Origin of the sequence: Roseovarius sp. ZX-A-9 (assembly GCF_028369135.1) — a bacterium.
Taxonomy (GTDB): Bacteria; Pseudomonadota; Alphaproteobacteria; order Rhodobacterales; family Rhodobacteraceae; genus Roseovarius.
In genome coordinates this window covers 86,253-99,370 of record NZ_JAPWHW010000006.1, presented here as the reverse complement: position 1 = coordinate 99,370, position 13,118 = coordinate 86,253, and the positions used below count along the sequence as shown (strand labels likewise).

The window sequence follows — 13,118 nt, the reverse complement described above, 5'->3', positions numbered from 1 at the left end:
CCAATGATTTTAGCGGAGGCTGCGGTGTTGTATGTCTGATGTTCCCCAAAGTATCGATGAGACGCTCAGCCTTCTGGCGGCACAGAACTATATCTGCGGGCGCGATCTCGGCACGGTGGCCTTTCTGGGGCTCAGCCTGGGCAAACCGCTCTTTCTCGAAGGCGAGGCCGGTGTCGGCAAGACCGAGATCGCCAAGGCGATTGCCGCGGGGCTGGGGCGGCGGCTGATCCGGCTGCAATGCTACGAGGGGCTGGATGCGGCATCCGCGATCTACGAATGGAACTTTGCCGCCCAGATGATTGCCATCCGGACCGCCGAGGCGTCAGGCGGGGCAGATCGTGGCGCGCTGCAGGCCGAGCTCTTTTCGGATGCCTACCTCATTCGGCGTCCGCTGCTGGAGGCGATGGAGCCGCATGCCAGTGGCCCGCCCGTACTGTTGATCGACGAGGTTGACCGCACCGATGCACCTTTCGAGGCGTTCTTGTTGGAGGCGCTGTCGGATTTTCAGGTCACCATCCCCGAACTGGGCACGGTCAAAGCCGTCGAGCCGCCCATCGTGATCCTGACCTCGAACCGGACGCGTGAGGTGCATGATGCCCTGAAGCGCCGCTGTCTCTATCACTGGGTCGATTATCCGGACTATGCCCGCGAGCTTGAGATCCTGACCGCCCGCGTGCCGGAATGCGAAGCCGTTCTGTCCGCCGAAATCGTGGCCTTCGTCCAGCGCCTGCGCGGGATGGACCTGTTCAAGAATCCCGGCGTGGCCGAAACCGTGGACTGGGCGCGCTGTCTCGTGGCGCTCGATGCGGTGGCGCTGTCGCCCGAGATGGTGTCGGACACGCTGGGGGCCGTGCTGAAATATCAGGATGACATCGCGAAAATCGCCGGGGCCGAGGCGTCGCGCATCCTCGACAGTGCCCGCGCGGATCTGGCGCGCGCGTCCTGATATGGGGGCGAGCCTGCCAGAAACGCATGGCCGCCTGGCGCAAAATATCGTGCATTTCGCCCGCGCCCTGCGCCGGGCAGGCGTCAATGTCGGGACAGCACAGGTGCATGTGGCCGTCGAGGCGGTCGAGCGGGCGGGTTTTACCAAGCGGCAGGATTTCTATCACACGCTGCGCGCCTGCCTGATCACCCGGCCCGAACATCTGCAGACCTTTCATCAGGTCTTTACCTTCTTCTGGCGCGATCCGGAGTATCTGGAGCGGATGATGAAGATGATGCTGCCGCTGGTCCAGGCCATGGGCGGCGAGGACGAGGCCAAGCCGGAGCCTGCCGAGCGCCGCGCCGCCGAAGCGCTGAGCGAAGCGCAGGGGCGTCCCGCGCAGGCGCCGGAACGCGAAGAGATCGAGCTTGACGCGACATTCAGCTGGTCGCAACACGAGCAGCTCCGCCAGATGGATTTCGAACAGATGAGCGCGGCCGAGATCGTACAGGCCGCCCGTACGATCCGTACATTGCGCCTGCCCATTGATCCGCTGATGACCCGCCGTTTTGTCGCCAGCGCGGCGGGCCGGGTGCCGGACACGCGGCAGATGCTGCGGCGCGCCATGCGGCGGGGGGGCGAAATGCACGCGATCCCCTTCAAGAAGCCGCGCATGCGCCCCCCGAACCTGGTGGTGCTTTGCGATATCTCAGGCTCGATGTCGGTCTATTCGCGTATGATGATGCATTTCCTCCATGCTCTCGTCTGGGCGCCAAATTCTGGCTGGGGCGATGTGCACGGCTTTACCTTTGGTACGCAACTGACGAACGTGACCCGCGCCCTGCATCTGAAGGATGTCGATCTGGCGCTGGAGGCCGCCGGGCAGGATGCGCCCGACTGGCAGGGCGGCACACGGATCGGAGATGCGCTGGCGCGGTTCAATCGGGACTGGTCGCGCCGTGTGCTGGGGCAGGGGGCGGCGGTGCTGCTGATCACCGACGGGCTGGAGCGTGGCGATACCACGCTGCTGGCGCGTGAAGCAGAACGGCTGGCGCTATCGTGCCGCAAGCTCATATGGCTCAACCCGCTGCTACGCTGGGACGGGTTCGCGCCAAAGGCGGGGGGCATCCGGGCGATCCTGCCGCATGTAGGCAGCTTTCACGCCTGTCATTCGCTGGATGCGATGTCGGATCTGGCCCGCGCGCTGGACGGCGCAGGCGAGAAACCGCGCCTGATGCGCGAGATGCAAGGCTGAGCGCCGGAGCGCGTTCAGACCAGACGCCGTGCTGCGCGCCGGGTCACCCAGATCCGGCGCAGGAAGGCCGCGATGAAGAGCGCGGTTAGGATCAGTATGATGGTGGGGGCCGGGGCGCTGTCGATGAAAAAGCTGGCATATGTGCCCGCCAGTATCGAAAAGAGGCAGACCGCCACCGCGACAATCAGCATCGTGCCGAACCGGCGCACCAGCAGAAACGCGATCGCCCCCGGCGCGATCAGCAGGCCGATGGCCAGGATCAGACCGGCAGCCGAGAGCGTCGCCACGATGGTAAGCGACAGCGCCGCCAGAAGGCCGTAATGCAGCAGGTTCACCGGCAAGCCCGTCGCACGTGCCTGCGCCGGGTCAAAGCTGTGCAACAACAGGTCCTTCCATTTCAGCAACAGCGCGGCCGAGACGACCAGCGCAATCAGGCCAGCCGTCCACAGCTCGTGGGCCTCCACCCCCAGCATGTTGCCAAAGAGGATGTGATCGAGATGCGCATTCGTCTCGATCGAGACGTAAAGCACCAGCCCGATCCCGAACATGCCAGAGAAGACGACGCCCATCACGGTGTCTTCCTTGACCCGGCTGTTGCCCGCCAAATAGCCGGTGGCGAGCGCGCAGGTCATGCCCGCCGCGAAGGCCCCGATGATCAGTGGAATGCCCAGGATATAGGCCAGCACGATCCCCGGCAGCACGGCATGGCTGACCGCATCTCCCATCAGCGCCCAGCCCTTGAGCACCAGAAAGCATGACAAGAGCGCCGTGGGCACCGCCACGAGCATCCCGATATAGAAAGCGTTCAGCATGAAATCAAAACGGAACGGCATCAACAGCGTTTCGATATCCATCACGCGCGCTCCTCCTCGGCCGTTGGTGGGCCTCCGTGGAGCGCCTGCGCCGCACGGCGTCGCGCCGCCAGCAGCCCGTGTTTCGGCGCCAAAAAGAACGCGACCAGGAACACGCATGTCTGGAGCGTCACGATGATGCCGCCGGTCGCGCCATCAAGAAAGAAGCTGATATAGGCCCCCAGGAAGCTGCTGATTGCGCCAATGGCGACGGATGTGGCGATCAGGCGAGGAAACCGGTCACAGAGCAGATAGGCCGTTGCCCCCGGCGTCACCACCATGGCGATCACCAGGAAAGCGCCGACCGTCTGCATCGCCGCCACGACCGAGGCCGACAGCAGCATGAAGAAAATCGCCTTGAGCAGACCGGGGCGTAACCCGATGGACCGCGCGTGGCTTTCATCGAAGAACACCACCATCAGATCCTTCCACTTGGCCAGCAGCACCGCCAGCGACACGAAGCCGATGATGGCCAATTGCCAAGTGTCTTCGGGCGTGATTGCCAGGATGTTGCCCATGGTGATCGTCTGGATGCTGACCGACATCGGATTGAGCGAGATCATGAACAGGCCCAGTCCGAAGAAAGAGGTAAAGATCAGCCCGATGATTACATCAACCTTCAGCCCTGAGCGCTCGGACAGAAACAGCATCGCCCCCGCCGCCAGCCCGCCTGCGACAAATGCCCCCAAGGCAAATGGCAGGCCAAGGATATAGGCCCCGGCCACTCCCGGCACGACCGAATGGCTGAGCGCGTCGCCGATCAGCGACCAGCCTTTGAGCATGAGATAGGCCGACAGGAACGCGCAGACCGCACCGACAAGGGCCGATACCCACATCGCATTGGTCATATACGCGTAGGCGAAGGGCTCCAGCAGGGTCTGCATCATGCACCCGGCTCCGTGGTGTGTGTCACGTCGCCATATTGGACCAGCGGGCGTTCATCGTCGGAAAAGATCGTGATGCTGCGGGCGTCCTCGTCATCGTGCAACTGATCGCCGCCGAGGGTGAAGTGGCGCAGCACGCCGCCGAACGCCGCCTCCAGGTTGGCGCGTGTGAACGTGGTCTCGGTCGGTCCGTAGGCCAGCACGGTGCCCTTGACCAGGATCGTGCGGTCGCAAAACTCCGGCACCGAGCCCAGGTTGTGGGTCGAGACCAGCATCACCCGGCCCTCGTCGCGCAGCTCGCGCAAGAGCGCCACGATCTGATCCTCTGTTTTCACGTCGACACCGGTAAAAGGTTCGTCCAGCAGGATAATCTGCCCATCCTGTGCCAACGCTCGGGCGAGAAAGACGCGCTTGCGCTGCCCGCCAGACAATTCGCCGATCTGGCGCAGGCGGAAGTCTTGCATGTTCACGCGCGTCAGCGCGGTGTCCACTGCGTCGCGGTCCGCCTTTGAGGGGCGGCGCAGGAATCCCATGTGACCATAGCGGCCCATCATCACGACGTCCTCGACCAGCACGGGAAAGGCCCAGTCCACCTCTTCGGATTGCGGCACATAGGCCACGAGGTTTTCGCGCAGCGCCTGTTTCACGGTGCGTCCCAGCAGACGAATCTCGCCCTTGGCGGCGGGAACGAACCCCATGATCGCCTTGAACAGCGTGGATTTTCCGGCACCGTTCACGCCGACCAATGCCGCCACCGTGCCGCGCGGGATCTCGAAACTCGCATCCCAGAGCGCGGTCATCCCGTTGCGATAGGTGACAGTGACGCCCTGAGCCGAGAGGCCCGGCTCATTGATGATTTCTCGTGTGGCCTGTGTCTGGCTTTGGGCTGGCTCTGACATGGCTCGATTTCCTTTGTTTTGCACAGGCTCAGTTTCCCGCGCCGGTCAGCCCGTCCACGACGGTCTGCGAGGTGACGCGCAACAGATCGAGATAGGTCGGCACCGGACCGTCCGCGGTACTGAGGCTGTCGACATAGAGCACACCGCCGTAACGCGCGCCAGTTTCGCGCGCGACCTGTTCGGCGGGGGCGGTGCGCACGGTGCTTTCGCAGAAGACCACGGGAATATCGTGTTCGCGGACCCCGTCAATCACCGAGCGGACCTGCTGGGGCGTGCCAACCTGATCGGCGTTCATCGGCCACAGATAGAGTTCTTGCAGCCCAAAGTCGCGGGCCAGATAGCTGAAGGCACCCTCGCAGGTGACAAGCCAGCGCTGCGCCTGCGGGATCGCGGCGATTTGTGCGCGCAGCGGCTCCATCACTTCGCGCAGTCTGGCCTTGTAGCGGTCAGCGTTGGCCGCGTAGGTGGCGGCGTTATCGGGGTCGTGCGTGGACAGGGCAGCGGTGATGTTGTCGATGTAGATCAGCGCGTTATCCAGCCCCATCCAGGCATGCGGGTTCGGTTGGCCCTGATAAGACCCCGACGAGATCGAGATCGGGTCGATCCCGTCGGTCAATGTGGCTGAGGGGATATCGCCCAGATGGCGGAGGAACTGTTCGAACCACAGTTCGAGGTTCATGCCGTTCCACAGGACCAGATCGGCATCCGAGGCGCGCACGATATCGCGCGGTGTCGGCTCGTAGCCGTGTATTTCAGCGCCGGGCTTGGTGATTGACACGACCTCGGCTGCGTCGCCGGCCACGTTCTGGGCCATGTCGGCCAGAACGGTGAAGGTGGTCACGACTTTCAACTTGTCTGCCGAAGCGACGGTGGCCGTGAGAGCAAGGATGAACGTCGCGGCAAGGTGGGTCAGTCGAATGACGGGCATGATGTCTCCGGAAAGGTGAGAGGGCGGGGGTATGGTAAGTTAGTTAGGTGTTGCAACTGTTAATGACAATCATTCTCAATTTGTCAAGTGAGATGAGAATGATTCTCAAGAAAATCTGCGCGGCGGCACCCTTGGCGGGCCTGCCGAGCCGGTCCGATGTGATGCCGAGGCCGGTATCGGTGTCCAGCCGGATGGGGCTGGTGATGACCGCGTCGCAGGGAGATGCGGGAAAGATTCATCGGCGTGTCTCTGGCAGGGATAGCGCCGCGCGGGCGCGCGTCGCCGGGGAAAGGGGGCCGTTGGCCCCCTCTTGGCCCAAGGGGGCCAATTCACCCCCAAAGGTATTTTTGGAAAGATGAAATGAAGTCCGATGCCCGGAGGCGCGTGTCTGTCATGGCGCAGACTCGTAACATGGCGACAGGCGTGCCCAGTTGATCCGGGTCCGGAATGATGCCGAGGTCTGGTGTGCTGGGTGGTTCGGCTTTAGCGAGCCGCCTTCGCAGACGTGTCCGCCGAAAAGCTGCCAGTGCGGCATCTGCGCGGATTGGCCGAGGATATCCCAGCAGGCGATGTCGAGGGGGGATTGGGCGTAGGCGTGGAAGGGCAGGTAGGTATGCCGACTGGAGCAGCCTTCTCCCTAACCGGGCAGACCCGCATCGGTATCAATGCGCACGAAACTGCTGTCGCGCGTATCGAAGCGCAGCCGCCCACCCGACAGGAAATTGGGATGGGTGAGCGGCAGGTCGAGCGCATAGACTGTTATGCGCGTGATTTTCACTTTATCTCGACTTCGACAAAGGCCATCGGCGCGTCGCCGCCGTTGATCACGTTATGCTCCACGCCTTCATTGCGGCGATAAACGGTGCCTGCGGGCACGGTGACGTCATTGACCTCGCCGCCGGGCAGTTCCAGCCGCATATGGCAATCGGTGAGCGCGGTGATCACGTAGTCAAACCCGTGGGTATGCCAGCCGGTCTGCTGTCCGGGCGCAAAGTCGAACCGGGTGACGCGTACGCGGGCGTCATCGATCATCTGGGTTGCGGTGCAGGTCATGGTCATATGGGGTCCTTCCAGGTTGAAAATGGTGCACCGAGGCAGGCGTGATCGGGTGTCACGCCGAGACCGGGGGTGACCGGGGCCTCGGCGCCGCCATTGTGGATCGGGGCATCGAAGGCTGCAACCGAGCCTTTGATCATCGCGCGGGTGTCGAGTGCGCAGCGAAACAGGTGACGCGGTGTCGACTGGGCCAGATGCAGGATCGCGGCAAAGCTGATTTCCGAGCCGACCGTGTCCTGCACCGACAACACCATGCCCGCCGCCGCCGCGATGCTGCGCTGGCGGATCATCGCGGTTATGCCGCCCTGTTTGGATAGTTTCAGGCCGACGCCGTCACAGCTGTCATTGGCGATGGCGTGGATCAGGTCGGCTTCGGACTGGATCAACTCGTCAAGCAGGATCGGCACCGGGCAGTGTGCGCAATGCATGTTCGGGCGTGAGGCCGTTATTGGCATCGGCGAGGAACCATTCGCCGGTTTGGCGATCAGCCAGGCAGGCGCGGATGCGCTCTGCATCCAGCCCCGGGCCGCCCTCGACCTCTGATGCGCCGATCTTGATCGAATGCCCCATGAACCCGTCGGCACGGTGGCGCGCGACGCTCGCGCGCATCGCTTCTGGCGTATCGCTGCCGATTGAGGATATCACCGGCACCGGGCCGGACACCCGCCCGCCCAGCAGATCGCACAGCGGCAAACCGGCGGCCTGCGCGGCAATGTCCCAACACGCCACATCAACCGTGCAACGCGCAGCGCGGTGGCCGCTCAGCGTCAGTTGCATCCGCTCCCACAGGCGGTCGTGGTGGGTCGGGTCCATGCCGATCAGCGCGGGCGCCAGCAGCGCCAGCCCGGCGCGCGCACTGCCCGCGTGAGCCGCGACATAGGTGGCGCCGAATGGCGTGCTTTCGCCCCAGCCGATGCGCCCGCAATCGGCGGTCACGCGAACGATCGTGGCATCATAACTGGTGTAGCTGCGCCCGCCCGACAGGCGGTAGTTCCCGCCGCTGACCGGCAGATCGACCTGGTAGGCGTCTATCCGTGCGATCCTCACGACGCATCCTGATCCTCACGACGCATCCTCCGGAACCATGCGCGGATCATCGGCCAGCCCGGCACCGCGCCAGATCACCAGCACCAGAATCGGGTCGTTTTGGGTGCGCAGGGCGTGCGGCTGGTTGCTCAGATGCAGGCGCGTGTCTCCGGGGCCGAGGATCAGGTCAGGCTGGTTGTCGACCATGAAGATGCCACTGCCCGAGACGACGGTGTAGAGTTCTTCGGGCTCGTGCCAGTGGCGCGCATAAAACAGGTTCCGCCCCCAATAGGCCACGGTGATCCGGCACTGATCGGTCACGAAATGCCCGTCCGGCCCGGCAAGCTCGAACCAGGCGAAGCGGTTCAGAAAGTCGCGGCCCACTTCTTCCTCGGTATAGGTCAGGCGCCATTCGGCATGAGGTGCTGCGGCCAGAAGTGCGGCCTGTAAGCGAGCGCTTTGCGGGCTGGCATGGCCCGGATCGCGCTCCATCAAGGGCAGAACTGGGCGGGACACCGGCGCGCGGGCGGCATAGCGCAGATCATCCGGCCAGTCCGTAAACGCGGCCATGGCTGGCAGTGCGGCGTGCCAGTCGCGTGCGGCATCGAGCGCTGAGTGAAAGGCTGCTCGTGCGGTCACGGCGTGACCACGATGTTGCCGGTGTGTTTCTTGGCGATAAAGGCGACCTGCGCTTCGCGGAGCTGCTCCAGCTTGTAGGTGGCGGCGAGCATCGGCTTGACCTCGCCGCGCTCGATATAGCCGACAAGATCGTGGAACACCTGCTGCGGAATGACGGTCGAGCCGGTAAAGGTAAGATCGCGCAGGTAGAGCGTGCGCAGATCGAGCGTGACCATCGGACCCGCGATGGCACCGGAGATCGTGTAGCGCCCGCCGCGTTCCAGTGTGTCAATGAGGGCGGGCCACTGATCGCCGCCCACCACGTCGGCCACGACTGTGATCCGCTCGTCCTTCAACGTGGCGTGCAGATCATCGGGCGCGCGCGGCAGGATGCGGTCAGGCCCCATGCGGGCGACATCCGCATGTTTGGCCTCTGACGCCATCGCGATCACCCGCGCGCCGCGCCGCTTTGCCAGCTGGATCAGCGCACCGCCAACGCCGCCCGACGCGCCGGGGACCAGCACCGTGTCGTCCGGGCCCACATTGGCGCGGGCCAGCATGCCCTCGGCTGTGGAGTAGCTGCACTGGAACGTCGCCAATTCGGCATCGGACAGATCGGACGAGATGGGAGCGACATCGCGCATGTCGGCCCGGGTGTACTCGGCATAGCCGCCATCGCATTCGCTGCCGAAATAGCCGGTCTTGTCCTTGTTGTCCGGATCGCTCCAGTCGCGCTGCCAGCCATCGACCAGCACGCGGCGGCCGATCAGCGAAGCGTCCGCCTCTGCGCCGACGGCGACGACATGACCCACAACATCGACCCCCTGAATGCGCGGAAAGGTAATGGGCGCGCCGCCCCAGGTCGGGTCGTCGGCGCCTACCGTGTCGTAACTGCCACCGGTGGTGGCCTCGCTGACGGCCTTGGAGTACCAGCCCGAGCGCGTGTTGACGTCGGTATTGTTCAGCCCGCAGGCAGCAACTTTGATGATCACATCCATCGGTCCCGGCTGTGGTGTCGGCCAATCCTCGTGCCATTCATAGGCGTCGAGATCACCGTGCCGCATGAGGACCATAGCGCGCATCCGGGGGGGCAGGTCGTTCATGTTTGTTCCTTCGTCTCTTGGGGGTAGCAAATCACGGGACTCAGTCCTCTGATCGGGGGCGCAGGCCGCTTGGATCATGGGCCGGGGCGGTCAGGATAAGCGCGGCGCGCGGTTGAGCGGCGATGGGGGTTAGGGCCACGTTTCCGGCCACATTGGCATGCGGTTTCACATAGGCAAAGGCCAAAATGTGCCCGACGCTATGTCCGCAGGTAAGCGAGGTCGTGGCCCTGACAACAGCATCGTCCAGCATCACGGCGCATCAGCTGGTCAGCGGGCAGGGCATCGCGCGTGTGATGGCCTGTTCTTACCACGCTTATACCTGTGAACCGGCTGGAGAGCCGGGGGCAGGGTTAAATCTGAATTCGTTCAATAAAATTGATAAATAAAAAGCTTTTCTGTTGAAATTCCGAATGTATCGCTAAATGAAATTGATTTTTGTAAATCATGATGCAGTCCCACGCCTCCGTGGGAGGGCGCTTTCCCGGCGCCCGTGACGCACTTTGGGAGTGGGCGCTGGCAACTTGGAGGTCTGGCGCGGCTGGCATTTGGTCGGCGGCGAGAACAATGAGGTGGACCCGCGCAATGGAGTGCAATCCGAACACTCGATCCTGCTTTTGCAACGCTGGATGGGAGAGGCGTTGGGTGGCTGAGGGCGCGGTGTCGCCGGAAACAGGGGATAGCTGAAGGGCGTCCCGCCAAAGCTATTGTTTGGTGGGTCGGTTGCGGCCTAGGCTTGTCTGGCCGGTGTGCGGCTGGAGGGGGCAAAAGGGTGGACGAAAGAGAATATGCATTGGAGGTCTACAAGGCTTTCCGCGAAAAGGTTGCGCATGAAGACGGGCTGGTCGGGCAAAGGACAATCTGGTTCGTGACGTTTCAAGCATTGCTTTTCACTTCATTCGCGCTGCTTACCCAGGCTGATGACAGATTCGAAGTCGGGATAATTGCCGCGATCATGACTGTTTTCGGGGTTCTTGGTATATCGTCGGCGGTTGTGACCTGGTTCAGCGTGCGGGCCGCTTACGAGTCGATTGAGGCAACCGCCCAGAAATGGCGAGGTGACACGGATGCAGGCGTCGTAGGGGTCATGCAAGAATTCGGGGGCGCAAAGCTCTTGCCCGGCTTGATCGGAGACGGTTTGGACAGCGGCACGGAGGTACGCGGGCGTTACACGGCGCTTGGGCCGCCGGTACTTGTCACGTTGGCCTGGGCCGTCATGATGGTCATCATCTGGTGCGAATTGGCGGGCTGAAGCGTTTTGGAATTGATCTGAACCGCAGGCCAGACGCAGAGCGCTTACATTATTGAAAGCGCCTTGGCAGCAGGACGCGGCAGGCAAATCGCGGCCTGCTTTCAGTTGCCCCCGAAACTCTCAACGTTTAGGAACCATATGGATGATCGGGCGCGCGCAAGAGCGGCCCGGACGCTAGGCGGCTGGAGTGACCGACATGAAACGTGCCCTTATCACCGGGATCACCGGGCAGGATGGTTCTTATCTGGCCGAACTGCTGTTGGAAAAGGGCTACGAGGTGCACGGGATCAAGCGGCGCGCGTCGTCGTTCAACACCCAGCGGATCGATCATATCTATCAGGACCCGCACGAGCCGAACCCGAAGCTGAAACTGCATTACGGTGATTTGACCGATACCTCGAACCTGACGCGCCTGATTGCCGAGATCAAACCCGATGAGGTCTATAACCTTGGTGCGCAGAGCCATGTGGCGGTCAGCTTCGAGTCCCCGGAATATACGGCGGATGTCGATGCGATGGGCACGCTGCGCCTGCTGGAAGCGATCCGGTTTCTGGGCATGGAAAAGACCTGTCGGTTCTATCAGGCTTCGACGTCCGAGCTTTACGGTTTGGTGCAGGAAACCCCGCAATCCGAGACCACCCCGTTCTACCCGCGTTCACCCTATGCGGTGGCCAAGCTCTATTCCTACTGGATCTGCGTGAATTACCGCGAATCCTACGGCATGTATGCCTGCAACGGCATCCTGTTTAACCACGAGAGCCCGCGCCGGGGCGAAACCTTCGTCACCCGCAAGATCACCCGCGGGCTGGCCAACATCTCTCAGGGGCTGGATGATTGCCTGCATATGGGCAATATCGACGCGTTGCGCGACTGGGGTCACGCGAAGGACTATGTGCGCATGCAGTGGATGATGCTGCAACAGGACAAGCCGGACGATTTCGTGATTGCCACGGGCAAGCAGTATTCGGTGCGTGATTTCATCATCATGTCGGCGGCGGAACTGGGTATCGAACTGGAATTTTCCGGCACCGGGCTGGACGAGACCGGCACCGTTACTCGCGTCACTTCGGACATGGCTCCGGCGGTCAAGCCCGGCGACGTGATCGTGCGCATTGACCCGCGTTATTTCCGCCCCGCCGAGGTCGAGACGTTGTTGGGCGATCCCAGCAAGGCGCGCGATGTGCTGGGCTGGGAGCCGCAGATCACCGCTCAGGAAATGTGTGCCGAGATGGTCGCTGAGGATTTGCGCACCGCGCGGCGGCATGCGCTGCTGAAGGAACACGGCTATGATCTGCCCGTGAGTTCCGAGAATTGATGGGCGAGGGCGCCATGAAAATCTACCTGGCAGGGCATCGCGGCATGGTGGGCGGTGCGATCCATCGGCAGTTGCTGGCGCGTGGCATGGATGGGAGCGCCATCGTGACCCGTACCCATGCGGAGCTGGACCTGACAGATCAGGCGGCGGTACGTGCATTCATGCAAAGCGAGCGGCCCGATGCGGTTATTCTGGCGGCGGCGAGAGTGGGGGGCATTCATGCCAACAACACTTATCCTGCCGATTTCATTTACGACAACCTGATGATCGAATGTAATGTCATCCATCAGGCTTTCGCGGCGGGCGTCACACGCCTGCTACAACTAGGGTCCAGCTGCATCTACCCGCGCGCGGTGGCGCAGCCGATGCGCGAGGACGCGCTGCTGACCGGTGTGCTGGAGCCGACGAACGAGCCCTATGCGGTGGCCAAGATCGCGGGCATCAAGCTGTGCGAGAGCTATAACCGGCAGCATGGTACGGATTACCGCAGCGTCATGCCGACCAACCTTTACGGGCCGGGCGACAATTTCCATCCCGAGAACAGCCATGTGCTGCCCGCGATGCTACGGCGGTTTCACGAGGCGGTGAGGGACGGTGCGCCCGAGGTGGTGATCTGGGGCACCGGCACGCCGCGCCGCGAGTTCCTGCATGTCGACGACATGGCCGAAGCGAGCCTGTTTGTCATGGATCTGGACCATGCGACATACGCCGCCAACACTGATCCGATGCTGAGCCATATCAATGTCGGCACCGGCACCGACGTTTCGATCGCGGAACTGGCGCAGATGGTGGCGGAGATCACCGGGTTCAAAGGTCGGATCACGTATGACACGTCCAAACCCGACGGTACCAAGCGCAAGCTGATGGATGTGAGCCGTCTGGCAGATATGGGCTGGCGGGCACGCACAGGATTGAAAGAGGGCATAGCCGAGACATATGAATGGTTTCAACGCCATGCCGACACTGTGAGGGAGAAGTGAATTGCAAATCCGGCCCCGAACCGTGACAT

General features: G+C 62.8%; 17 protein-coding genes. 6 read left to right on the top strand and 11 right to left on the bottom strand.

All coding sequences use genetic code 11. The features are described from left to right. Window positions 1-31: 31 nt before the first annotated feature. Window positions 32-946 (top strand): AAA family ATPase, encoded by a 915-nt coding sequence (locus tag O3306_RS07740; protein WP_272005306.1) that lies wholly within the window; start codon window positions 32-34, stop codon window positions 944-946. Between the two features lies 1 nt (window position 947). Continuing rightward, window positions 948-2,180, top strand: coding sequence for a vWA domain-containing protein (locus tag O3306_RS07735; RefSeq protein WP_272005303.1), 1,233 nt, complete (start codon window positions 948-950; stop codon window positions 2,178-2,180). A 14-nt stretch (window positions 2,181-2,194) separates the two neighbouring features. Here O3306_RS07735 and O3306_RS07730 read toward each other — a convergent pair whose 3' ends face one another. From O3306_RS07730 to O3306_RS07680, 11 genes are all read right to left on the bottom strand, one after another. Further along, the gene (locus tag O3306_RS07730; protein WP_272005300.1) at window positions 2,195-3,034 is read right to left on the bottom strand and encodes a metal ABC transporter permease; all 840 of its coding nucleotides are present in this window, start codon (window positions 3,032-3,034) and stop codon (window positions 2,195-2,197) included. Beyond that, window positions 3,034-3,915: a metal ABC transporter permease gene (locus O3306_RS07725; protein WP_272005566.1), complete on the bottom strand. Its 882-nt coding sequence runs from the start codon at window positions 3,913-3,915 to the stop codon at window positions 3,034-3,036. Before O3306_RS07725 ends, O3306_RS07730 begins: the two co-directional genes overlap by 1 nt. Continuing rightward, the gene (locus O3306_RS07720) at window positions 3,915-4,814 is read right to left on the bottom strand and encodes a manganese/iron ABC transporter ATP-binding protein (RefSeq protein WP_272005297.1); all 900 of its coding nucleotides are present in this window, start codon (window positions 4,812-4,814) and stop codon (window positions 3,915-3,917) included. Before O3306_RS07720 ends, O3306_RS07725 begins: the two co-directional genes overlap by 1 nt. 28 nt (window positions 4,815-4,842) lie before the next feature. Continuing rightward, a complete protein-coding gene (locus O3306_RS07715) occupies window positions 4,843-5,742 on the bottom strand; it encodes a metal ABC transporter substrate-binding protein (RefSeq protein WP_272005294.1) in 900 nt (299 codons plus the stop codon). Window positions 5,743-6,379: 637 nt separating this feature from the next. Then, the gene (locus tag O3306_RS07710; RefSeq protein ID WP_272005292.1) at window positions 6,380-6,520 is read right to left on the bottom strand and encodes a hypothetical protein; all 141 of its coding nucleotides are present in this window, start codon (window positions 6,518-6,520) and stop codon (window positions 6,380-6,382) included. Next, window positions 6,517-6,801 carry a cupin domain-containing protein gene (locus tag O3306_RS07705; protein WP_272005288.1) on the bottom strand — a complete coding sequence of 95 codons (285 nt, stop codon included), beginning with the start codon at window positions 6,799-6,801 and terminating at the stop codon, window positions 6,517-6,519. The genes O3306_RS07710 and O3306_RS07705 overlap by 4 nt, the downstream gene beginning before the upstream one ends. After that, window positions 6,798-7,205, bottom strand: a complete 408-nt coding sequence (locus tag O3306_RS07700) for an enolase C-terminal domain-like protein (RefSeq protein ID WP_272005286.1) — start codon at window positions 7,203-7,205, stop codon at window positions 6,798-6,800. Before O3306_RS07700 ends, O3306_RS07705 begins: the two co-directional genes overlap by 4 nt. After that, window positions 7,189-7,845: a mandelate racemase/muconate lactonizing enzyme family protein gene (locus O3306_RS07695; RefSeq protein ID WP_272005283.1), complete on the bottom strand. Its 657-nt coding sequence runs from the start codon at window positions 7,843-7,845 to the stop codon at window positions 7,189-7,191. Before O3306_RS07695 ends, O3306_RS07700 begins: the two co-directional genes overlap by 17 nt. 15 nt (window positions 7,846-7,860) lie before the next feature. Further along, a complete protein-coding gene (locus O3306_RS07690; protein WP_272005280.1) occupies window positions 7,861-8,463 on the bottom strand; it encodes a dimethylsulfonioproprionate lyase family protein in 603 nt (200 codons plus the stop codon). Then, a complete protein-coding gene (locus O3306_RS07685; protein ID WP_272005277.1) occupies window positions 8,460-9,545 on the bottom strand; it encodes a zinc-binding dehydrogenase in 1,086 nt (361 codons plus the stop codon). The genes O3306_RS07690 and O3306_RS07685 overlap by 4 nt, the downstream gene beginning before the upstream one ends. Before the next feature lie 40 nt (window positions 9,546-9,585). Next, window positions 9,586-9,795 (bottom strand): glycine cleavage T C-terminal barrel domain-containing protein, encoded by a 210-nt coding sequence (locus tag O3306_RS07680; protein ID WP_272005274.1) that lies wholly within the window; start codon window positions 9,793-9,795, stop codon window positions 9,586-9,588. Between the two features lie 271 nt (window positions 9,796-10,066). Between O3306_RS07680 and O3306_RS07675 the strand changes: the two genes are divergently transcribed. The 4 genes from O3306_RS07675 to fcl all read left to right on the top strand — a co-directional run bounded on the left by O3306_RS07675 (window position 10,067) and on the right by fcl (window position 13,089). Beyond that, complete coding sequence (locus O3306_RS07675; protein ID WP_272005271.1) at window positions 10,067-10,195, top strand: hypothetical protein; 129 nt, start codon at window positions 10,067-10,069, stop codon at window positions 10,193-10,195. A 119-nt stretch (window positions 10,196-10,314) separates the two neighbouring features. Then, a complete protein-coding gene (locus O3306_RS07670) occupies window positions 10,315-10,794 on the top strand; it encodes a hypothetical protein (RefSeq protein WP_272005268.1) in 480 nt (159 codons plus the stop codon). Window positions 10,795-10,990: 196 nt separating this feature from the next. After that, window positions 10,991-12,109, top strand: coding sequence for a GDP-mannose 4,6-dehydratase (gmd, locus tag O3306_RS07665; protein ID WP_272005265.1), 1,119 nt, complete (start codon window positions 10,991-10,993; stop codon window positions 12,107-12,109). 14 nt (window positions 12,110-12,123) lie between these two features. Then, complete coding sequence (fcl, locus tag O3306_RS07660; protein WP_272005262.1) at window positions 12,124-13,089, top strand: GDP-L-fucose synthase; 966 nt, start codon at window positions 12,124-12,126, stop codon at window positions 13,087-13,089. Window positions 13,090-13,118 lie beyond the last annotated feature (29 nt).

What these genes read in the sequence shown, in the direction of transcription:
- O3306_RS07740 (WP_272005306.1), top strand. Translation starts at nt 32, where the DNA reads ATGTCTGATGTTCCCCAAAGTATCGATGAGACGCTCAGCCTTCTGGCG.
- O3306_RS07680 (WP_272005274.1), bottom strand. Translation starts at nt 9,795, where the DNA reads ATGCTGGACGATGCTGTTGTCAGGGCCACGACCTCGCTTACCTGCGGA.
- fcl (WP_272005262.1), top strand. Translation starts at nt 12,124, where the DNA reads ATGAAAATCTACCTGGCAGGGCATCGCGGCATGGTGGGCGGTGCGATC.
- O3306_RS07730 (WP_272005300.1), bottom strand. Translation starts at nt 3,034, where the DNA reads ATGGATATCGAAACGCTGTTGATGCCGTTCCGTTTTGATTTCATGCTG.
- gmd (WP_272005265.1), top strand. Translation starts at nt 10,991, where the DNA reads ATGAAACGTGCCCTTATCACCGGGATCACCGGGCAGGATGGTTCTTAT.
- O3306_RS07735 (WP_272005303.1), top strand. Translation starts at nt 948, where the DNA reads ATGGGGGCGAGCCTGCCAGAAACGCATGGCCGCCTGGCGCAAAATATC.
- O3306_RS07715 (WP_272005294.1), bottom strand. Translation starts at nt 5,742, where the DNA reads ATGCCCGTCATTCGACTGACCCACCTTGCCGCGACGTTCATCCTTGCT.
- O3306_RS07685 (WP_272005277.1), bottom strand. Translation starts at nt 9,545, where the DNA reads ATGAACGACCTGCCCCCCCGGATGCGCGCTATGGTCCTCATGCGGCAC.
- O3306_RS07725 (WP_272005566.1), bottom strand. Translation starts at nt 3,915, where the DNA reads ATGCAGACCCTGCTGGAGCCCTTCGCCTACGCGTATATGACCAATGCG.
- O3306_RS07720 (WP_272005297.1), bottom strand. Translation starts at nt 4,814, where the DNA reads ATGTCAGAGCCAGCCCAAAGCCAGACACAGGCCACACGAGAAATCATC.
- O3306_RS07705 (WP_272005288.1), bottom strand. Translation starts at nt 6,801, where the DNA reads ATGACCATGACCTGCACCGCAACCCAGATGATCGATGACGCCCGCGTA.